Below are 19,838 nucleotides of genomic sequence, written 5' to 3'. Positions count from 1 at the left end.
TTGTGCAGGCTATTCCTGCTGGCCCATGAACATGAGCAGGAACTGGAACATGTTCAGGAACGAGATGTAGAGGCTGAGCGCGCCGTCAATGGCGGCTTTCTCCAGCCATTCCTGATCACCATGTGCGGCGTGTGCCACATATGTATTCTTGATGTCCTGCGTGTAGAACGCTGTCAGACCAGCAAAGATCAGAACGCCGATGGCCGAGATGGCAAACATCATTGCAGGCGACTGCAAGAAGATGTTGATGATCATCGCCACGATCAGGCCGATCACACCCATCATCAGGAAGGTGCCCATACCGCTCAGATCTTTCTTCGTGGTGTAGCCATAGAGGCTGAGACCTGCGAAGGCGATCGCGGTGACCAGGAAGGTCTGCGTGATCGAGTAGGCGGTGAACACCAGGAAGATCGAGCTCATCGACACGCCCATGACGGCGGCGAAGATGAAGAAGCCCAGCTGTACGGCGGCTGCGGAGCCACGGCGCATCAGAGCGCCCCAGCCAAACAGCAGGAAAGCAAGGGGTGCAAACATCACGACCCAGCGCAGCGGGGTGGTGTACAGTACGGTGCCGAGGCCGGTCAGGTACTGGCCTTCACGCAGGGCGACGGTTGCACCTGTCGGGTCGGATGTGACAGCCAGGCCAGCAATAGCCCATGCCGCCAGTGCAGTGATGAGCATGCCGACAGACATGGTCCCATACACTTTGTTCATATGCGCGCGTAGGCCCGCATCGATCTGGGCGGCGCGTGTACCGGCCGCGGACCGGATCGTATTCAACTCAGCCATGACTGACCTCCAAATTGATACCATTCCCGGCGGCTGATCCGCCGGTCGCGGATTTCCGCCCGCATTGGGCTAAATATCGGGTCAGTTCCCCTGTCATTCAAGGGTTTTTCGGGGCTTTCCTACCGGTTCGATGCGACATTCCGACCAGTTTTGTCATAAATGCCGCACAGTACACGCACACATGGCCGATTGTTCAGTCACGCCAGGTGGCGGGGACGTCCCAGATCGGCTTTGCGCTTTCGCGTTCAGCGCGGTCTGCACTGATGCCAATGTCGTCCAGTTGCCGCGCATCCAGACGTGCCAGCGCGCGACGGGACTTCCAGACATCAAGCAACGTGCCGAGCGTCGGAAGGCGACGTGCTGCAGGCTTCATATTGGTGTGACGGGTGGTGATGTCTGTAAATGCCATTGGGCTGTCCTTTCTAATTCTGTGATGATTGACCGAAGTCAAATCAACTGTCATGATGTATATGGGGGATTATGACACATTCTTAAAACGAATGTTTTTGATGTGAAGTATCAGGGAGTGTGATGTGAGGAACTTGGACATCACGACGCTTCGGTCGTTTGTCGCGGTCGCTGAGAGCGGCGGCGTTACCCGTGCCGCAGGGTTTTTGCATCTGACACAGTCGGCTGTGTCGATGCAGTTGAAACGGTTGGAGGAGTTGTTGGGTCTAGACCTGTTCGACCGATCCGGCCGGACCATCGCGTTGACGGCCTCGGGCGAGCAGTTGCTGGTCTTTGCCCGCCGCATGGTGGCGTTGAATGACGAGGTCATCACCCGTTTGACCGATCAGGCCTATGAAGGCGAGATCACGCTGGGTGTGCCGCACGACATCGTCTACCCGGCCATTCCCCGCGTGTTGAAGCAATTCCACGCAGCTTTCCCCCGTGTTAAGGTGCAACTGGACAGTTCATACACACGTCGGTTGAAGGCCGAGTTCGCAAAGGGTGCCTGTGACATCATCCTAACGACGGAAACTGGTATGGATGCCGGGGGTGAGCAGCTATGCACGAAGCCGTTGTGCTGGGTGGGTGCCCCCGGTGGGTCGGCTTGGCGGCAACGGCCGTTGAAACTGGCCTTTGGTCGGCAATGCACGTTCCGCCCCCGCGTTGTTGAGCGATTGGACGCCGCGGATATCCCCTGGGACGTCGTAGTCGAAACCGAGAGCGACCGCACGATCGAGGCAACAGTGAGCGCGGATCTTGCTGTGCACACCATGATCGAAGGGACCGAGCCGCCGCATCTGGATCGGATCGAGCATGGGGGCGCGTTGCCTGACCTGCCAATGCACAGTATCAATCTGTATGGAGCGGGAGGTGCGGTCAACGAGGTGCATGACGCGCTTGTCGGTTTCCTGCGTCGCGCTTTCGCGGCGCCGGACGCAACGACCTTGCGCGCCGTCGCGAACCGCTGACATCAGGGGCAGCGCGGAGGTGATTGGGCGGAAATCGGCCAATCGACGGGCGTGCCTGTCATCCCTGCTGACCTAGATAAAATTGTGGTTACTTTGGTAGTCATCACGTGTTACCGCTGCGGCGGATCAACGAGAACTCTAAGTGTTGCGATTTAGTATGTTGAAAAGTATAGAGAATTTGATTTCCATTCTGATGTTGGTACCATTTGGAATCCAGGAGGCACAAGTTCTCCTTGGTCAAAGTATCACTTGTGACGACACGCCTTATGGCTGAAAACCGCGCATGCGATTCCCGTCAAGCGGGTATCTTTCATTGAAAATTGGGCATGTCATACGTATTATATTGCCAATGAACACGGCGCGAGAGTACGGAACGCGCCATTCAAATGGGCGCAAAGCGCGCCCATAACGACATCACAGGGTTGGGAGCACCATGGCACATTTGGTTGATGTACATGTCGGGAAGCGTATCCGGCAGCGTAGGTGGCTTATCGGGATGACCCAGCAAAAGCTGGCTGACATGGTTGGCATCAAATTTCAGCAGATTCAGAAGTACGAGACCGGGGCAAACCGCGTCAGCGCGTCCCGTCTTTGGGATATCGGAGAAGCGATGGGCGTTCCTGCTGCCTTTTTCTTCGAAGGTCTGAAGGAAGATGTCAGCCAGGCTGCGGTGACCGGGGCTGTCCCTGCCGATATGCTCAGCGACAAAGAGGCAATGGAGCTGGTCCGTACATATTACGCGATCCCCGAGGCACAGCGCCGCCGCCTTTTCGAGCTTGCACGGGTTTTGAGCGACGTCGCCTGATCTCTTCGATGTAGTCCGGGCTTGCGTCACGGGTGCCACTCTGGCACCCGATTGGTATGAGCACACTTATTTCTGAGTTGGCCGAAGTGGCCCATTCTATGGCAGACGCGGCTGCGACTGCCATCTTGCCGCATTTTCGCGCGCGTGACCTCGGCGACGAAAACAAGGCGTCTGACGGGTATGATCCAGTGACCATAGCGGATCGCGCTGCAGAACAGGCGATGCGCGCTGTGCTGGCGGACAAGCGTCCGGACGACGCCATTCTGGGCGAAGAGTTTGGCGCGCAGTCCGGATCCAGTGGCCTCACATGGGTGTTGGATCCGATCGACGGTACCCGCGGGTTCGTATCGGGTACGCCAACATGGGGCGTTTTGATCGCCGTTGGTGATGGGAATGGCCCCTTTTTTGGCATGATCGACCAGCCTTACATTCGGGAACGGTTCTGGGGGGCAGATGGTCACGCGCATTTGCGCGGCCCGCTGGGGCAGCATGCACTTGCGACACGAGCGCCGCGTCCTTTGTCCGACGCCGTTCTGTTTACGACGTTTCCCGAGGTTGGCACGGAGGCAGAACGGGCCGGGTTCGAGGCCGTGGCAGAGTGCGTCAAACTGGTGCGTTACGGCATGGATTGTTATGCCTATGCGCTTTTGGCCGCCGGTCAGATCGATCTGGTGATCGAGGCCGGCTTGAACAGCTATGACATTCAGGCCCCTATCGGTCTCATTGAAGCGGCCGGTGGCATTGTCACGGATTGGTCGGGTGGCCCGGTGCATGATGGCGGTCGCGTGGTTGCTGCCGCAAATGCCGACATTCATCGCGCGGCGCTGGACATTCTGGCGGGCCATCTGTGACGGCAACCCTGATCCGGCGTGCGGCACACGTCGTGACGATGGACGACAACCGTCGTATTCTGCGGGATGCCGATGTGCTATTGCGGAACGGACAAGTGGCCGAAATTGGGCATGAGCTGGAGTCAGCGGCCGAGATCGTCGATGGGGCGGGCTGTATTGTCACACCGGGCTTGGTCAACACGCATCACCACCTTTACCAGACGTTGACGCGCGCTGTGCCGCAGGCGCAAGACGCGCCGCTCTTTGGCTGGTTGCAAGCCCTTTATCCCATCTGGGCGCGCTTCACACCTGAGCATATGTTCACATCTGCGCAGATCGGGTTGGCCGAATTGGCCCTGTCTGGCTGCACACTGTCCTCAGATCATTTGTACCTCTACCCGAATGGTGTCCGGCTCGAAGACACGATTGCCGCCGCGCAAGAGGTCGGGTTGAGGTTCCATCCGACGCGCGGCGCCATGAGCATTGGCGAGAGTGCGGGCGGGTTGCCACCGGACGGGCTGGTTGAGGATGAAGCGGCCATTCTGGAGGACATGGCGCGGGTGATCGATGGCTTTCATGACCCTGAACCCGGGTCCAAGTGCCGGGTCGGTGTTGCACCTTGTTCGCCATTCTCGGTCAGTCGTGAGTTGATGCGTGATGCGGCTTTGCTGGCGCGGGACAAGGGGGTGATGATGCACACCCATCTGGCCGAGAATGATGAGGATATCGCCTATTCTCTTGCGCAATTTGGATGTCGGCCAGGGCAATATGCAGAGGATCTGGGCTGGGTTGGGCCTGATGTATGGCATGCGCATTGTGTGAAGCTGGATGCGGATGAAATTGACCTGTTTGCCCGGACGGGCACCGGCGTTGCACATTGCCCCTGTTCGAACTGTCGCCTCGGGTCTGGCATTGCGCCGGTGCGGGCCATGCGCGATGCGGGCGTGCCAGTTGGCCTGGGTGTTGACGGCTCTGCCAGCAACGATGCGGGCAATTTGGTGGCCGAGGCGCGACAGGCCATGTTGTTGCAGAGGGTGGCAACGGGAGCAGATGCGATGAGCGCGCAGGAGGCATTGGAGATTGCAACGCGCGGCGGGGCCGATATTCTTGGCCGCCCTGAATGCGGGCGTCTGCAAGTGGGTGCGCGGGCAGATGTGGCCATCTGGGATATCAGCGGGATCGAGGCTGCGGGCAGTTGGGACCCGGCGGCGTTGTTGCTGGCTGGCCCAACGACGGTGCGGGATCTGTTTGTTGAAGGGCGACAGGTTGTGCGTGACGGGCAGTTGACGACCATTGATCTGTCACAGGTCATCGCACGCCAGAACGAGATGGCCCGAAACCTGAGCGCTGCCCTATGAAACACGTTTTGTTTTCCATTGCCCTGATCCTGGTGGCGAACGCTGCGGCAGCCGATCCAACGGCAATGGCAGCAATCAACGCCAAGCGTGCCGCGCAGAACCGCGCGCCGCTTGTTTACGATGCCAAGCTGGAGGCTGCAGCGCGTGCCCATGCCGAAGACATGGTGCGCGCTGGGTTCTTTGCCCATAAAGGATCGGATGGATCTGACATTGGTCAACGTTTGGACCGTGTTGGGTATCGGTACTGCTTTGGCGCGGAAAACATAGCCGCAGGCCAACGCAGCCTGTCCGAGGTGATGACGTCGTGGATGGGATCGCGCGGGCATCGGCGCAATATCCTGCATCGCAAAGCAGAAGCCGTCGGCCTGGCCCAAGCGCCGGGCAACATTTGGGTCATGGTGTTGGCGGCGCCCTGCTAGGTGCGGCGCTGCCCGCCCACCCAAACATCCGCAATGGCCCGGTCATCACCCATCATGAGCGTTGGGAAGATTGCATCCCAGATGTTTTCGGCGCGCGCATGGCGCTGTGCGATCGCCGGGGTCGAAGCGAGATCGAGGATACACAAGTCCCCGACCAGCCCGGGAGCGATGCTGCCAATCTCATCCGCGCGGTGCAGTACCCGGGCCGACCCTGCCGTAGCGAGCCACAAAAGCTGTGCGGCGTGTACTGCGGTGCCGCGGAGCTGCGCAATCTCATAAGCGGCAGCCATGGATCGCAGCATTGAGAAGGATGAGCCACCGCCGGTGTCCGTTGCGAGGCCTGTATGTATGCCGTTTGCGGCCAAGCCCATAAGGTCAAACAGACCTGATCCGATGAATGTATTGGAGGTAGGGCAGTGGACAAGGCCCGCGCCCACCGCGCGCAATTGGTCGATCTCGCGCGCCTCAAGATGGATGGCGTGACCGTAGAGGCCACGTTCGCCCAGAAGCCCGTGCTGCTCATAGGTGTCGAGGTAGTCGCGGGCGTGCGGATAAAGACCACGCACCCATTCGATTTCGTCCACCTGTTCGCTCAGATGTGTTTGCATCAGGGCATCGGGGTGCTCGGCCCATAGTGCGCCAAGCGCGGACAGCTGATCCTCGGTCGAAGTGGGTGAAAAGCGGGGCGTGATGGCATAGCGCGCGCGACCCTGACCATGCCATTTCTCCAGCAGCGTCTTGCTGTCGTCATAGGCTGACTTCGCGGTGTCGCGCAGACCGTCAGGAGCGTTGCGGTCCATACAGGTCTTGCCCGCGACCACAGCCATGTTGCGCTCGGCTGCCGCATTGAACAGGGCGTCAACGCTTTCTGGGTGGATCGTGCAAAAGCTCGCGACGGATGTTGTGCCGTGATCGAGCAAAAGGTCCAGATACCGCTCCGCCGTTGCCTTCGCATAGGTAGGGTCTTCGAACCGCATTTCTTCGGGAAAAGTATAGGTGTTCAGCCAGTCGATCAGGCGTTTGCCCCAGGATGCGATGATAGCGGTCTGTGGGTAGTGCGCATGGGCGTCCATGAAGCCGGGGCAGATCAGATGGCCGGTATAGTCGTGGCGCGTTGCCTGAGCGCCTTGCGACAATGCATCGGTTCCAACAGCGGCAATTGTCCCGTCCTCGACCAGAACGGCGCTGTTTTCCAGGACTTGTACCGCTGTGTTCCAAGGTTCAACGAAAGGATCGCCGTTAAAGGTCAGCACGTGGCCGGTCAAAAGATGCGCATTTGTCATGCCCGTCTTATGCCGGGGGGCAGCTGGCGGCGCAAAGCGAAATCGGGCCCATTGTCAGCACAGGGGCCGCGCCCTATGGTCGCCCACGACGCGACGGAAAGGGAGACGCACGCCATGTCAGATCAGACCGACGTGACCGATCCCGCAACAGATGACAATGCCTATGTCCTTGAACGCAAGGATGTTTCCGCGATCCTCTATGCCGTTGACATCGAGGATCGTGACCAGCTGACCAAGTTGATGGAGCCGCTGCACGCGGCGGACATCGCCGACCTTCTGGAACAGATCAACGCCTTTGACCGGTCACGCCTGATACGCCTGTATGACCGTGAGTTTGACGGTGACATCCTGTCGGAACTGGATGAGTCGATCCGGGAAGAGGTGATTGGCGTACTTAAGCCCACCGTTCTCGCCGATGCGGTGCGTGATCTGGACAGCGATGATGTGGTCGACCTGATTGAAGATCTGGACGACGCGCAGCAAGAACAGATCTTGGACGTGCTGGAAGACACGGACCGGGCACTGGTTGAGCAGTCGCTGACCTTTCCTGAATACTCTGCCGGCCGCCTCATGCAGCGCGAGGTGGTCATGGCGCCCGAGCATTGGACGGTGGGTGAGGCCATTGACCGGCTGCGGAGTGCGGACGAAGACGAACTGCCCAAGCAGTTCTATCATATCGTTCTGATAGACCCGCGACTGCATCCGGTGGGGAACGTAACCCTTGGCAAGCTGATGCGTTCGCGCCGCGAGGTTCCGCTGGCCGATCTGGTGGAAGAAACCTTTCAAGTGATCCCGGCCAGTCAGGATGAAAGCGACGTGGCCTATGCGTTTAACCAGTATCACCTGATCTCGGCCCCCGTGGTTGATGACGAGGGGCGATTGATTGGCTTGATCACCATTGATGATGCCATGGCCGTACTGGATGAGGAGCACGAGGAAGATATCCTGCGTCTTGCGGGAGTGGGCGAAGAGTCGGCCCTGTCCGACCGCGTGCGCGAGACCACGAAGCGGCGCATTCCATGGCTGGCGGTGAACCTCGTGACTTCGATACTTGCATCGCTTGTCATCGCTCAGTTCGAAATGGCAATTGCGCAGATCGTGGCACTGGCCGTTCTGATGCCGATCGTGGCCTCAATGGGTGGAAATGCTGGAACCCAGTCATTGACGGTGGCCGTGCGGGCCATTGCCACCAAGGATTTGACGGGCGCGAACGTATGGCGCGTGATCCGGCGCGAGGTTCTTGTCGGGTTGATCAATGGGGCTGTCTTTGCCGTTGTGATGGGGGTCGTTGGCGTGATCTGGTTCGGATCGCCTGCACTGGGTTACGTGATTGCGGCAGCCATGGTGGTGAACATGGTGGTGGCGGGTCTGGCCGGGACGGGCATTCCGATCATTCTGGACCGTGTTGGGATCGACCCGGCGCTGGCGTCGGGAGCGTTTGTGACCACCGTGACGGACGTCGTTGGGTTCTTTGCCTTTCTTGGGCTGGCTGCGTTGGTGTTGCTGTGACGGGGGCGGCCGCTGTTTGCCTGCGGCAAAGACGCCCCGCCCGCCGTCCCGAAGGAGGGCATTCATGTCGTTGACCGAGGACAAGGCCGCGATCCGGAAACAGGCGTTTGCTGCCCGCAAGGCGGCGTTTGATCTGGATATGGGAGGCGCGAGCGGTCTGTTGTCATCTGTGTTGGCAGGCTATCGCGGCGTGCCTCTGGCCGGTTATATGCCGATCCGGTCCGAGATCGACCCGCTGCCCGTTATGGCTGAGGCATCCGCGCATGGTCCTGTTGCTGTTCCGGTTATCCGCGGCGCAGGGTTACCTTTGGTATTTTCGCAGTGGATTCCGGGCTGTGCGATGACGGATGGCCCATTTGGTGCGCAAGTGCCGGCCATCGAAGAGCTGCTTGAGCCGGAGATTGTCATTGTGCCGTTGGTGACCTTTACCCGCGCGGGCGGGCGTTTGGGGTATGGCGGCGGGTTTTATGATCGCACGCTGGAGGGATTGCGCGGCCGACGCGCAACCTTGGCCATTGGGTTTGCTTACGGCGCGCAAGAGATGGCGGAGCTGCCTTTGGAGCCAACAGATCAGCCGCTGGACCTGATCGTCACGGACACCGAAATCATTGAAGTTTGACCGGGCGAGCAGCCTGACTGTGGCCGTCCATTTGGGTTTTGAAAGGGGCAAGGTGAGTCCGTACGTGCATTTCGCTTGCCGCACCTGTGGATCGCGGCATATGGGCAAGTATGAAACTTCTTTTCCTGGGTGACGTCATGGGCCGGGCCGGTCGGCAGGCGATCACCGATCATCTGCCGCGCTTGCGCACCGACTGGAACCTCGACTTTGTCGTGGTGAACGGAGAGAACGCGACCTCTGGCATGGGCCTGTCCGGCGCGCATGCAAAGCTGTTGCTTGAGGCCGGTGCAGATTGCGTGACCCTGGGCGATCACGCCTTTGACCAGAAGGATATGTTGCGGTTCATCGAGGAGGAACCGCGCATCATCCGCCCTCTCAATTATTCCAAGGCGGCACCCGGCAAGGGTGCGCGCCTCTTCACGGCGCGCAACGGGACAAAAGTGCTGGTGGCACAGGCCCTCGGGCAGGTGTTCATGAAACGCGCCTTTGATGACCCGGTTTCGGCGCGTGAGACCGTGTTCCGTACCCCTCCGCTGGGCGGGCAGGCTGATGCGATCATTGTGGATTTTCATTGCGAGGCAACGTCCGAGAAGATGGCCATGGGCCATTGGTGTGACGGGCGGGCGAGCCTGATGGTTGGGACACATACGCATGTGCCGACTGCTGATGCCATGATCCTGTCCAAAGGCTGCGCCTATCTGACAGATGCGGGCATGTGTGGCGATTACAATTCGGTCATTGGCATGCAGCGCGACGAGCCATTGCGCCGTTTCATCACTGGCATGCCCAAAGAACGGTTCCAACCGGCCCTGGGCCCCGCAACCCTGTCCGGTGTGTATGTTGAGACCGGGAATGACGGTCGTGCCACGCGCATCGAAATGGTGCGCGAAGGTGGTCTGTTGCAAACCTGCGGTCCATGACACGCGAAGCAGCGCTGGGCTTTACCGCCGTGCTGATCCTGCTAGGGGCGGGGTGGGGCCTGACCATGCCGTTGACCAAGATCGCGGTCAGCACGGGTTATCAGCACTTCGGCCTCTTGTTCTGGCAATTGGTGATCGGCGCTGTCGTGATGACGGCACTGGGTCTTCTGAAAAATGTGCGGTTGCATTGGGGCCGGACGCATCTTCGCGTCTATCTTGTCATTGCCTTGATTGGATCCGTGTTGCCGAACTCGGCCAGCTATCAGGCTGCGGTGCATCTGCCGTCAGGCATCATGTCGATCCTGCTGTCGATGATTCCGATCTGGGCCTTTCCCATCGCGCTGACGCTTGGTCTGGACCGGTTCGAATGGCGGCGTTTCATAGGGTTGCTCGTCGGATTGACAGCCGTGCTGATGATTGTGCTGCCCAACGCTGCGCTGGCCGGGGCGATCCCCGTCATCTGGGTTGGTGTGGGGCTGATCTCGGGCCTGTTCTATGCCTTCGAGGGCAACTATGTCGCGCGCTGGGGCACTGCCGGGTTGGACGCTATTCAGGTCCTGTGGGGTGCCTCCATTGTCGGTGCCATCATTGCCTTGCCGCTTGCCGTCTTCAGTGATCAGTGGATCGATCCGCGCCCGCCGTTTGGTGCCCCGGACATCGCACTCGCCATCAGTGCAACAACGCATGTGCTGATTTACGCGGGATATGTCTGGTTGGTGGGGCGTGCCGGGCCGGTCTTTGCCGTTCAGGTCAGCTTTCTCGTCACACTCTTCGGTGTGTTTTGGGCGCGTCTGATCCTTGGTGAAACCTATGCGCCGACGGTGTGGAGTGCGCTCGCCCTTATGATTGTGGGCATGTTTCTGGTCCAACCGCGTCGCGCACGGGTTGCAGAGGTCGGTCCCTTGGGGGACAGTGCGCGCTGATGTGCGCATGAACAAGGGCCACGCCCATGGGGCTTATTGAGCTTTCGCAAACAGGTAATGCCATTCTGACACTGGTGGTCGTCGGCGTGATGTTCGTGCTGTTTCTGCGCGAAGTCTTTCCGACCGAGGTGGTCGCCATTGGCGGGGCCGCCCTGATGCTGGCCACGGGCGCGCTGCCCTACGATGACGCCCTAGCAGTGTTGTCGAACCCCGCACCTTGGACCATTGCGTCCATGTTCATCATTATGGGTGCGCTTGTGCGAACGGGCGCGCTGGACGCTTTTACGGGGCTGGCTGATCGAAAGGCCCGCACCAACCCAGCGATTGCCGTCGTCCTGTTGATGGCTTTTGTGATCTTAAGCTCGGCGATCGTGTCGAACACGCCTGTTGTGGTTGTGATGATCCCGGTGATCATTCAACTGGCCAAGACCATGGGGCTGCGCCCGTCGAAGATGCTTATTCCGCTCAGTTATGCCGCGATCTTGGGCGGTACGCTCACCCTGATCGGAACTTCGACAAACCTGCTGGTGGATGGTGTGGCCCGAACCCAGGGGATGGAGCCATTTACCATCTTCGAAGTGACCCCGCTGGGCATCATCCTAGTGATCTGGGGCATGATCTATCTCCGCTTTTTCGGACCAATGCTGCTGCCGGACCGGGACAGCATGGCGGGGTTGTTAAGTGACCGCAGCCGCATGAAGTTCTTTACCGAAGCGGTGATCCCGCCGGATTCGAACCTTGTGGGGCGTGAGGTCACGGGCGTTCAGCTGTTCAAGCGTGACGGCGTGCGTCTGGTCGATGTGATCCGCGGGGACGAATCCTTGCGCCGCAATATGCAGGGGGTGGAGTTGCAGGTTGGGGACCGCGTGGTTCTGCGCACGCAGATGACCGAGCTTCTGAGCCTACAACGCAACAAGGAGCTCAAACGCATTGACCAAGTTGGTGCGGTTGAAACGACAACGGTCGAGGTGCTCATTACGCCGGGCTGCAGAATGGTGGGCCGGTCGCTGGGGACATTGCGCTTGCGCCGTCGCTACGGCGTCTATCCCCTTGCTGTGCATCGCCGGAACCAGAACATCGGGCTGCAGCTTGACGAATTGGTGGTCAAAGTGGGCGACACGTTGCTCCTGGAAGGGGCGCCCGAAGACATCCAGCGTTTGGCTGCAGACATGGATATGGTCGATGTTTCCAAGCCGTCGCAGCGTGAGTACCGCCGCAGTCACGCCCCGATTGCGCTGGCTGCGTTGCTGGGCATTGTCATATTGGCTGCTTTTGGTGTTGCACCGATCCTCATGCTGTCTGTTTTGGCGGTGGCGGTCGTTTTGCTTACCCGCTGCATCGACGCGGATGAGGCGTTTTCATTTGTCGACGGTCGCCTGTTGGCGTTGATTTTCTCCATGCTTGCCATTGGCGCGGCATTGGAGGCGACCGGGGCCGTGTCGCTGATCGTTGATGCGATTGCGCCGGGTCTGATGGTTTTGCCGCCCTTTCTGATTGTATGGGCGGTGTACTTGCTAACATCGGTTCTGACCGAGCTTGTCAGTAACAATGCCGTTGCGGTGGTCGTCACGCCGATTGCCATCGGTCTGGCAACGGCCCTGGGAATTGACCCGCGTCCCTTGGTCGTCGCGGTGATGGTGGCCGCCTCGGCCTCATTCGCGACGCCCATAGGCTATCAAACCAACATGCTGGTCTACGGCCCGGGCGGCTACAAGTTCACGGATTTCATGCGTGTAGGCATTCCGCTGAACCTGAGTGTGGGGCTTCTGGCCTCGGCCATTATTCCATTTATCTGGCCTCTTTGACGGCAACGTTCCGTTAACGCGGGGCTGCTATGCGGAGGGATAGTCAACCTCAGCACATGCCATGCCCGACCTTCGCCGCCCCGCGCATCTTATCACCCCCGCTTACGAGGATAACGGATTGTTTCGCTCACCGGTGCGGCGGATCACCGTTGGGCTTGTGCCTCAGGTTCATCGCAACAACCGGCAGGATCTGGTTGTGCGTGGTTTTCTGCGCGATGGGGCCGCCATTCAGGTGTTGTTTGCCGGACGGCGCGCCAAACAAGCCAAGAGCCTTGAGGCGCGGTTGCGGGCAATGCTGTTTCAGGCGCGGTCCAAAACGGCGGGGTGGCGTGATGAGGGGATCGATACGATCCAATTGCCCATGCGTGTCGAAGGGGTCTGGCGATCACGCTTTTCACGCGACGCATGGGGGTGCGAGACGCGGCATTTTCAGTTGATCGCTGCCCGCTGGGCCATGTTCGATGACGTGGGTGTCGCGCATCTTTTTGGTGAAGCGCCAGTGCATCTGGAGCCAGCGCGTCAGGCGCGTGTCGGTGGGCCATCAGGCGATCGATTTTGACCGTCCGGCGTTGCGTCCCGAGAAGATGCAGCCACCCAGGAACGTTCCCTCAAGCGCGTTGTAGCCGTGATAGCCGCCGCCGCCAAAGCCCGCGACTTCGCCCGCTGCGAACAGGCCGGGGACAGGTTGCCCGTCTGCGCCGATCATTTGGCTGTCGAGCGTGGTGTGCAGGCCGCCCAGCGTTTTGCGCGTCAGAACGTGCAGTTTGACGGCGATCAGGGGACCGTTGGCCGGGTCGAGGAACTTGTGTGGCTTGGCGGTGCGCAGCAATCGATCACCGCGATAGTTGCGTGCGGCATGGATCGCCATCATCTGTGCATCCTTGGAAAACGGGTTGTCGATCTGGGCGTCTCGGGCTTCGATCTGGGCGCGCAGCTTTGCCTCGTCTATCAAGTTGCCACCTGCGATCTGGTTCATTCCCCGCACGAGCGTTCCAAGGTCGTTTGCGACGACAAAGTCTTCGCCTTTTTCCTTGAACGCTTCGACCGGTGCCGTCGCTTTCTTGCCGGAAAGGATGCGCTGTTTGATCACCTCAGACCATTTCTTGGACGTCAGGTCTGGGTTCTGTTCTGAGCCTGACAGTGCAAACTCCTTCTTGATGACCTTCTGCGTTAGCACGAACCAGCTATAATCATACCCGGTTGCCAAAATGTCCCGCAGGGTCGACATGCTGTCGAAACCGGGCAGGGCGGGGGGCGCAAAGCGGTTGCCCTCGGCGTCGAACCACATCGACGAAGGGCCAGGTAGGATGCGGATGCCGTGGCTGGGCCAAATCGGGTCCCAGTTCTTGACCCCTTCGGTGTAGTGCCACATGCGGTCGCCGTTGATGACATGCCCACCTGCCGCCTCTGATATGCCGATCATGCGGCCATCCACATGGGCAGGCACACCCGCCACCATATCTTTGGGCGCTGGACCAAGGCGGTTTGTGGGCCACACCTTGCGGACCATCTCGAAATTTCCACCGATGCCGCCCGAGGTGACAATCACGGATGATGCGTGCAGGGCAAATTCACTGACCGCATCCCGGTTGGTTGCCTGCCCGCGTTCAGCCCCATCCTCGGCCAGCAGCGTGCCGCTCACGCCCTTGGCCGTGCCGTTCTCCATCTCGATCCGGTCGACCTGGTGGCGGAAGTTGAACTGGATCAGGCCCGCCTTCTCATGCTCTTCGCAGCGGCGGACAAAGTGTTCGATGATGCCGGGCCCGGTGCCCCATGTGATGTGAAAGCGGGGCACGGAATTGCCGTGCCCGTCGGCATAGCTGCCCCCCCGTTCGGCCCAGCCCACAATGGGGAACCAGCGTAGCCCCATCGCATGCAGCCACGGGCGCATTTCACCCGCGGCAAAGTCGATGTAGGCCTCGGCCCATTTGCGCGGCATCGCGTCTTCGTCCCGATCGAACTGCGCACTGCCCATCCAGTCGTTCAGGGCCAGTTCGCGACTGTCGCGGATACCCATGCGTCGCTGCTCGGGCGTGTCGACCATAAAGAGGCCGCCCAAGGACCAGAAGGCTTGACCGCCTAAGAAACTGCGCGGTTCCTGATCAACGATGATCACCCGCTTGCCGCGGTCTCCAAGCTCGGCGGCGGCGGCCAGACCGGCAAGGCCCGATCCAACAACAATGGCGTCTGCCTGGTCCATCACACTCTCCCTTAGCGGCTGCGGAACCACGCCACGAAGGGCGCGGCGACAATGTACATTGTGATGCCATAAACGGCAGAGGGCAAAGCCATGGCGCTGAAGCCCTCGGACTGGCCCGAGATCAGGGCCGCCAGGGTGATGCCGAGGGTGGCATTCTGGATGCCTGTTTCAATCGAGATGGTTTTGGACTGGTCCCAGGGCAAGGCGCTCGCGCGCGCAAGGAGAAGGCCTAAGACCAGCAGAAGGGCGTTCAGGATGATCAGGGCTGGACCCAACGTGCCGAGGTTTTCGATGAACAGATCCCAGTTTCCTGCGAGGGCGGCAAGGACGATAACGATGAACAGAACGGTCGCGATCTTGGTCAGCAGCGGTTCGATGCGGGTCGCAAACCCGGTGGCAAAGTGGCGGGTCAGAACACCAATGAGCACCGGAAGGGTCGTGATCAGGAACATCGCAATAGCGAGTGAGGTCACGGACACATCGGGCGCGGCATCACCCATGAAGTGTACAACGGACCAAGCGGCCAAAACAGGCACCGTGAGGATGCTCAGCAGGCTAATCACGGCGGTCAACGACACCGACAGGGCAACATCGCCCTTTGCAAGCCGCGAGATCATGTTCGAGGTCACTCCGCCGGGGCAGAAACTGAGCAGCATGAAACCCACCGCGATCTCGGGCCCAAGGCCAAAGGCGCGCACTGTGATATAGGTTACGACAGGTAGCAGAACGACTTGCGCAACTGCACCAATGGCAAAGGCCTTGGGGGTACGCAGTACTCGCCCGAAATCCCCGAATGTCAGGCCGATGCCGAGGCTTAGCATGATGATTGCCAACGACAGTGGCAGCACCACGTTAATGAGTATATCCATAATCTCTCTCCCTAAGGGTCACGTTAGACGCCGGAATTGTCGGCGCGCAATATTGACCCTTGGTCAGCCGTTGCTCGGGACGGAAAGCTGCTCGGGGTCTTTGCAGCATCGGAGGCTGTTCAAAGCGGCCAGAATAGGAGGATGGCTGGGATCGATACGGCCACGACGATGACTTCGAGCGGCAAGCCAATGCGCCAGTAGTCCCCAAATTGATAGCCGCCCGGGCCAAGGATCAGCGTGTTGTTCTTGTGGCCGATCGGGGTGAGGAACGCCGACGAGGCGGCCACGGCAACCGCCATTAAGAAAGGGTCAGGCGACACGCCGAGGGTATGTGCCATCTGAATGCCTACGGGTGCAGCAACGATGGTTGTCGCCGTGTTGTTGAGCACGTCCGAAAGACTCATCGTCACCACCATCAGCACCGTGAGCACGGCCCAGGCGGGCAGGCCGTCGGTCAACGCGACTAGCCATCCCGCAATCAGTTCTGTTCCTCCTGAGGTCTCAAGCGCGGCCCCAAGCGGGATCATGGAGCCCAGCAGCACAACAACGGGCCATTCGATATGGGTGTAGAGTTCTGACAGGGGGATGATGCGGGATAGCACGTAGGCGACGACGACAAGTCCAAGGGCGATCGGCAGGTAAAGCAGGCCAATGCTGGCCGCAGCGACTGCGCCGACAAATAGCCCGATGGCCAGCCAAACCTTGTCATCTGCCGTAACCGACAATCCGCGTTCGGCGAGTGGCAGGCAGCCTAGCCAATTGGTGACATCACTGCCGGTGTCGCGCGGCACCAGCAACAGGAGGATATCGCCGGCTCGAATCTCGGTATGGCGGATTTGGCGGGTGATGCGCACCCCAGCGCGTGACACGCCAAGAAGGACCGTGTTCTGCCGCCAGGCGAGGCCCACGGATTGCGCTGTGCGGCCCACGAGGCGGCTACTGTCAGTGACGACAACCTCAATGATTTCAACACCCTCTCCGGCGGCGTTCAACTTTTCTTCCCGGACGGCGTCCGCCACGGCGAGACCTGTGGCCGTGCGGAATTCATCCAGTGCGTCCGGCGTGGCTTCGATGATCAGCGCATCGCCCGCGCGCAGTTCGGAATTGCGGGCGCGGCCGTAGCGGCGTTTGCCATCGCGCACGAGGCCAACGATGGCGACGTCCGCCTTTTCCGCGTCCTCTTCCAACTCGGCCAGGCGCTTGCCGATGTGCTTGCTGCCCTCCGGGACCACCAGTTCGGCGATGTAGCTTGCAAGGTCCTCAAGCTCGGCTGTGGCGTCAGCACGGGCCGGGATCAGGCGCCATCCGATCAGGGCCACAAAAGCAAGCCCTGCAATGGCGGCCACCCCGCCCACAGGGGCGAAATCGAACATGCGGAAGGGTTCGCCAAGGCTGTCTTCCCGGATGGAGGCGATGATGATGTTGGGCGGTGTGCCGATCAATGTGACCATGCCGCCAAGGATTGTGGCGAAGCTGAGAGGCATGAGGCTAAGGCCCGGGGAACGCCCGGCTTTTCGTGCGGTCTGGATGTCCACGGGCATGAGGAGGGCGAGCGCTGCCACGTTGTTCATGAAGGCCGAGAGCACGCCGCCGATGGCACCCATGAGCGTGATATGTGCGCCAAGTGAACGGCTGGCGTCGACGAGGGTTCGGGTGATCAGGAAGACCGCGCCGGAGCGGACCAAACCCGCGGAGACAACGAGGACCAGGGCCACCACCAGCGTTGCCGGGTGGCCGAAGCCCGAGAAGGCGTCATCGCTTGGGACGACCCCCAACACGACGCCCAGCATGAGTGCGGAGAAGGCAACGATGTCATAGCGGAAGCGGCCCCAGAGCAGCAGTCCGAATACGGCACCGAACAGGGAGAAGAGGATAATCTGGTCTGTCGTCATAACGGGCACGTTAGGGATGCGCGGGCAGGGGTGCCAGTTGTTTCTGAGGGGTGCGATTCGATGCGCGTGTTTACCTTGTTTTCATGGAGATTGACGCCGAACACCGGGTGTCACCGCCCGTGCAGCACCCGTGCACCCCCTGTACACCACCAACGGGCGGAGAGGCGGAGGTTAACGCAACGTACGGTGATCCAAAGGCCGCCTTACGGCGACGCTATCCATTTTTGTCGGGGCTTTGCCCCAAACCCCAAGGTATTTTTGGCCAGAAGAAGGGTGTTCGTTATATGTCATAACGACACTGGCTTGTGGACGTTGATCACGCGTTTTGCGGGCTGAGACCAGTCGATCCTTGGTCCTGCGGGGACGATGCCGAGAGGGTTCCTTAGTTCGGATGGGGAATAGTAGCCAGCCTTGTAGATGTCTGGTTTGACCGTCTCTGCCACGCCGGGCAGGGCATAGAGCGCGCGGGCGTAGTCCCAGAGTGCGGGATAGTCGCTGAGTTTGGCGAGGTTGCATTTGAATGCGTAGTGGTAGGCGACGTCGAAGCGGGCGAGGGTGGGGAAGAGGCGCAGGTCGGCCTCGGTCAGTTGGTCTCCTACGAGCGTTGGGTGGGCAGACAGGTGCTGTTCCAGATCGTCCAGTGTGTGGAAGAGGTCGGTGACGGCTAAATCATAGGCCTCTTGCGTGCGGGCGAACCCGGCGCGGTAGACGCCATTGTTGATCTTTGCGTGGATCAGGGTGTTCCAGCGGTCGATGTCGGCCTCGTGTTGTGACGGGCAGAGCCGGCGGTCAGGGTCAAAGGCGAGGCTGAGCATCCGAACGATGTCGGCGCTTTCGTTCGAGACGATCTGATTTGTGTCTTTGTCCCAGAGCACAGGCACCGTGATGCGGCCCGTATAAGCCGGATGTTGGCGGGCGTAGACCTGATGCACTGCCTGAGCGTTCAGTTCGGGGTCCGCGTATTCTCCCTCCGCATCAAACACCCACCCCTGATCGGTGCGGCGCGGTTTTGCAATGCTGATGCTGATTGCGTCCTGCAGACCCAACACGGCCCGCACCAGAAGCGTGCGGTGCGCCCATGGGCAGTTCCATGCAACAAAGAGGTGGTAACGGCTTGCGTCCGGGGTATAGGGGCCGTCTGGTGTGATCCAGTTGCGCAGCGTGCTTTTGGACCGTTCATAGGCCCCGTTTTTTGTAGTGCCGGGGCCGGGGTCTTCGGCCTCGTACACGCCTTCGATCATCACGCCCATCGTCGCCTCCGTTCTGTTTGAGGGTAAGCTAGCAGAGCGCGGTGCGCGCGCCACGCACGGGTGGGCTGCGCCGGTGCACAGGGTGGCCTTGCCCCGCCCTCGGGCAATGTCCTATAGACGCCCGGACCACCGAATTTGCGAGACAGGAGGCGCGCATGGCCGGCCACTCAAAATGGGCAAACATCCAGCACCGCAAGGGGCGTCAGGACAAGCTGCGCGCCAAGCTGTTTTCGAAACTGTCGAAAGAGATCACCATCGCCGCCAAGATGGGCGACCCGGATCCCGACAAGAACCCGCGCCTGCGTCTGGCCGTGAAAGAAGCCAAGTCGCAGTCGATGCCCAAGGACAACATTGATCGTGCGATCAAGAAATCGATTGCCGGTGATGGCGAGGATTACGAAGAAATCCGCTATGAGGGCTATGGGCCCAATGGCGTAGCTGTCATCGTCGAGGCAATGACCGACAACCGCAATCGGACGGCTTCGACCGTGCGCTCGACCTTTACCAAGAATGGCGGGAACCTGGGCGAGACGGGCAGCGTTGGCTTCATGTTCGAGCGTAAGGGTGCTGTGAGCTATCCGGTTGAGGCGGGGGATGCGGATACAGTCATGATGGCCGCCATCGAGGCCGGGGCCGAGGATGTGGAAAGCACCGAGGACGGTCACGTGATCTGGTGTGCGGATACGGACCTGAATGAGGTGTCGAACGCGCTGGAAGGCGATCTGGGCGAGTCCGAGTCCACCAAGCTGATCTGGCGCCCCACAACCACGACCGAGATGGATCTGGAGGGCATGCAAAAGCTGATGAAGCTGATTGATGCGCTGGAAGATGATGATGACGTGCAGAACGTCACAACCAACTTCGAGGCCAGTGACGAGGTGATGGCGCAGCTGGAAGGGTGAGTGCAGTTACCCCAGGGTAACCCCGCAACACCTTGGTAGATATCGTT

At 60.2% G+C, this 19,838-nt stretch carries 19 protein-coding genes; 12 read left to right on the top strand and 7 right to left on the bottom strand.

Features of this window, described 5'->3' with window-relative positions; all coding sequences use genetic code 11:
- Positions 1–9: 9 nt before the first annotated feature.
- Both AC6RA8_RS00335 and AC6RA8_RS00330 read right to left on the bottom strand, forming a co-directional pair.
- On the bottom strand, positions 10–789 hold the full coding sequence (locus AC6RA8_RS00335) for a Bax inhibitor-1/YccA family protein (protein WP_189369062.1): 780 nt from the start codon (positions 787–789) through the stop codon (positions 10–12).
- 193 nt (positions 790–982) lie between these two features.
- The gene (locus tag AC6RA8_RS00330; protein WP_500350135.1) at positions 983–1,198 is read right to left on the bottom strand and encodes a DUF1127 domain-containing protein; all 216 of its coding nucleotides are present in this window, start codon (positions 1,196–1,198) and stop codon (positions 983–985) included.
- Positions 1,199–1,322: 124 nt separating this feature from the next.
- Here AC6RA8_RS00330 and AC6RA8_RS00325 point away from each other — a divergent pair, with 124 nt between their 5' ends.
- From AC6RA8_RS00325 to AC6RA8_RS00305, 5 genes are all read left to right on the top strand, one after another.
- Positions 1,323–2,207, top strand: coding sequence for a LysR family transcriptional regulator (locus AC6RA8_RS00325; protein WP_500350134.1), 885 nt, complete (start codon positions 1,323–1,325; stop codon positions 2,205–2,207).
- 433 nt (positions 2,208–2,640) lie between these two features.
- A complete protein-coding gene (locus AC6RA8_RS00320; protein ID WP_500350133.1) occupies positions 2,641–3,012 on the top strand; it encodes a helix-turn-helix domain-containing protein in 372 nt (123 codons plus the stop codon).
- Between the two features lie 56 nt (positions 3,013–3,068).
- Entirely contained in the window at positions 3,069–3,863 is a 795-nt protein-coding gene (gene hisN, locus AC6RA8_RS00315; protein ID WP_500350132.1) for a histidinol-phosphatase, read from the top strand.
- Positions 3,860–5,200 carry an 8-oxoguanine deaminase gene (locus AC6RA8_RS00310; RefSeq protein WP_500350131.1) on the top strand — a complete coding sequence of 447 codons (1,341 nt, stop codon included), beginning with the start codon at positions 3,860–3,862 and terminating at the stop codon, positions 5,198–5,200. The genes hisN and AC6RA8_RS00310 overlap by 4 nt, the downstream gene beginning before the upstream one ends.
- Positions 5,197–5,619: a CAP domain-containing protein gene (locus AC6RA8_RS00305; RefSeq protein ID WP_500350130.1), complete on the top strand. Its 423-nt coding sequence runs from the start codon at positions 5,197–5,199 to the stop codon at positions 5,617–5,619. The genes AC6RA8_RS00310 and AC6RA8_RS00305 overlap by 4 nt, the downstream gene beginning before the upstream one ends.
- On the opposite strand, the gene guaD is transcribed toward AC6RA8_RS00305, so the two are convergent.
- Positions 5,616–6,902 (bottom strand): guanine deaminase, encoded by a 1,287-nt coding sequence (gene guaD / locus AC6RA8_RS00300; protein ID WP_500350129.1) that lies wholly within the window; start codon positions 6,900–6,902, stop codon positions 5,616–5,618. The two genes, AC6RA8_RS00305 and guaD, sit on opposite strands and share 4 nt — an antisense overlap.
- A 114-nt stretch (positions 6,903–7,016) precedes the next feature.
- Between guaD and mgtE the strand changes: the two genes are divergently transcribed.
- The 6 genes from mgtE (at position 7,017) to AC6RA8_RS00270 (ending at position 13,237) form a co-directional block, all read left to right on the top strand.
- Positions 7,017–8,411 carry a magnesium transporter gene (gene mgtE / locus AC6RA8_RS00295; RefSeq protein WP_500350128.1) on the top strand — a complete coding sequence of 465 codons (1,395 nt, stop codon included), beginning with the start codon at positions 7,017–7,019 and terminating at the stop codon, positions 8,409–8,411.
- A 64-nt stretch (positions 8,412–8,475) separates the two neighbouring features.
- Entirely contained in the window at positions 8,476–9,030 is a 555-nt protein-coding gene (locus AC6RA8_RS00290) for a 5-formyltetrahydrofolate cyclo-ligase (protein ID WP_500350127.1), read from the top strand.
- A gap of 110 nt (positions 9,031–9,140) precedes the next feature.
- On the top strand, positions 9,141–9,950 hold the full coding sequence (locus AC6RA8_RS00285; RefSeq protein WP_500350126.1) for a TIGR00282 family metallophosphoesterase: 810 nt from the start codon (positions 9,141–9,143) through the stop codon (positions 9,948–9,950).
- On the top strand, positions 9,947–10,873 hold the full coding sequence (locus tag AC6RA8_RS00280) for a DMT family transporter (RefSeq protein ID WP_500350125.1): 927 nt from the start codon (positions 9,947–9,949) through the stop codon (positions 10,871–10,873). The genes AC6RA8_RS00285 and AC6RA8_RS00280 overlap by 4 nt, the downstream gene beginning before the upstream one ends.
- A gap of 26 nt (positions 10,874–10,899) precedes the next feature.
- On the top strand, positions 10,900–12,678 hold the full coding sequence (locus AC6RA8_RS00275; RefSeq protein ID WP_500350124.1) for an SLC13 family permease: 1,779 nt from the start codon (positions 10,900–10,902) through the stop codon (positions 12,676–12,678).
- A gap of 61 nt (positions 12,679–12,739) precedes the next feature.
- The gene (locus AC6RA8_RS00270; protein WP_500350123.1) at positions 12,740–13,237 is read left to right on the top strand and encodes a hypothetical protein; all 498 of its coding nucleotides are present in this window, start codon (positions 12,740–12,742) and stop codon (positions 13,235–13,237) included.
- Here the strand turns inward: AC6RA8_RS00270 and AC6RA8_RS00265 are convergent.
- The 4 genes from AC6RA8_RS00265 to AC6RA8_RS00250 all read right to left on the bottom strand — a co-directional run bounded on the left by AC6RA8_RS00265 (position 13,220) and on the right by AC6RA8_RS00250 (position 18,889).
- Complete coding sequence (locus AC6RA8_RS00265) at positions 13,220–14,878, bottom strand: FAD-binding dehydrogenase (protein WP_500350122.1); 1,659 nt, start codon at positions 14,876–14,878, stop codon at positions 13,220–13,222. The two genes, AC6RA8_RS00270 and AC6RA8_RS00265, sit on opposite strands and share 18 nt — an antisense overlap.
- Positions 14,879–14,889: 11 nt before the next feature.
- Positions 14,890–15,747, bottom strand: a complete 858-nt coding sequence (locus tag AC6RA8_RS00260) for a bile acid:sodium symporter family protein (RefSeq protein ID WP_500350121.1) — start codon at positions 15,745–15,747, stop codon at positions 14,890–14,892.
- A gap of 119 nt (positions 15,748–15,866) precedes the next feature.
- Entirely contained in the window at positions 15,867–17,639 is a 1,773-nt protein-coding gene (locus AC6RA8_RS00255; protein WP_500350120.1) for an SLC13 family permease, read from the bottom strand.
- 287 nt (positions 17,640–17,926) lie between these two features.
- Entirely contained in the window at positions 17,927–18,889 is a 963-nt protein-coding gene (locus AC6RA8_RS00250) for a glutathione S-transferase family protein (protein ID WP_500350119.1), read from the bottom strand.
- A 155-nt stretch (positions 18,890–19,044) separates the two neighbouring features.
- Between AC6RA8_RS00250 and AC6RA8_RS00245 the strand changes: the two genes are divergently transcribed.
- The gene (locus AC6RA8_RS00245; RefSeq protein ID WP_500350118.1) at positions 19,045–19,791 is read left to right on the top strand and encodes a YebC/PmpR family DNA-binding transcriptional regulator; all 747 of its coding nucleotides are present in this window, start codon (positions 19,045–19,047) and stop codon (positions 19,789–19,791) included.
- Positions 19,792–19,838 lie beyond the last annotated feature (47 nt).

The organism is Tateyamaria sp. (genome assembly GCF_059783535.1).
The sequence above is the reverse complement of the archived record's forward strand: the minus strand, read 5'-3'. Positions and strand labels throughout refer to the sequence as shown.

Coding starts and splice junctions, on each gene's coding strand:
- mgtE (WP_500350128.1), top strand. CDS start 7,017: ATGTCAGATCAGACCGACGTGACCGATCCCGCAACAGATGACAATGCC.
- AC6RA8_RS00275 (WP_500350124.1), top strand. CDS start 10,900: ATGGGGCTTATTGAGCTTTCGCAAACAGGTAATGCCATTCTGACACTG.
- AC6RA8_RS00285 (WP_500350126.1), top strand. CDS start 9,141: ATGAAACTTCTTTTCCTGGGTGACGTCATGGGCCGGGCCGGTCGGCAG.
- AC6RA8_RS00305 (WP_500350130.1), top strand. CDS start 5,197: ATGAAACACGTTTTGTTTTCCATTGCCCTGATCCTGGTGGCGAACGCT.
- AC6RA8_RS00245 (WP_500350118.1), top strand. CDS start 19,045: ATGGCCGGCCACTCAAAATGGGCAAACATCCAGCACCGCAAGGGGCGT.
- AC6RA8_RS00255 (WP_500350120.1), bottom strand. CDS start 17,639: ATGACGACAGACCAGATTATCCTCTTCTCCCTGTTCGGTGCCGTATTC.
- AC6RA8_RS00250 (WP_500350119.1), bottom strand. CDS start 18,889: ATGGGCGTGATGATCGAAGGCGTGTACGAGGCCGAAGACCCCGGCCCC.
- hisN (WP_500350132.1), top strand. CDS start 3,069: ATGAGCACACTTATTTCTGAGTTGGCCGAAGTGGCCCATTCTATGGCA.
- AC6RA8_RS00320 (WP_500350133.1), top strand. CDS start 2,641: ATGGCACATTTGGTTGATGTACATGTCGGGAAGCGTATCCGGCAGCGT.
- AC6RA8_RS00330 (WP_500350135.1), bottom strand. CDS start 1,198: ATGGCATTTACAGACATCACCACCCGTCACACCAATATGAAGCCTGCA.
- AC6RA8_RS00280 (WP_500350125.1), top strand. CDS start 9,947: ATGACACGCGAAGCAGCGCTGGGCTTTACCGCCGTGCTGATCCTGCTA.
- AC6RA8_RS00260 (WP_500350121.1), bottom strand. CDS start 15,747: ATGGATATACTCATTAACGTGGTGCTGCCACTGTCGTTGGCAATCATC.
- AC6RA8_RS00290 (WP_500350127.1), top strand. CDS start 8,476: ATGTCGTTGACCGAGGACAAGGCCGCGATCCGGAAACAGGCGTTTGCT.
- AC6RA8_RS00270 (WP_500350123.1), top strand. CDS start 12,740: ATGCCCGACCTTCGCCGCCCCGCGCATCTTATCACCCCCGCTTACGAG.
- guaD (WP_500350129.1), bottom strand. CDS start 6,902: ATGACAAATGCGCATCTTTTGACCGGCCACGTGCTGACCTTTAACGGC.
- AC6RA8_RS00265 (WP_500350122.1), bottom strand. CDS start 14,878: ATGGACCAGGCAGACGCCATTGTTGTTGGATCGGGCCTTGCCGGTCTG.
- AC6RA8_RS00335 (WP_189369062.1), bottom strand. CDS start 789: ATGGCTGAGTTGAATACGATCCGGTCCGCGGCCGGTACACGCGCCGCC.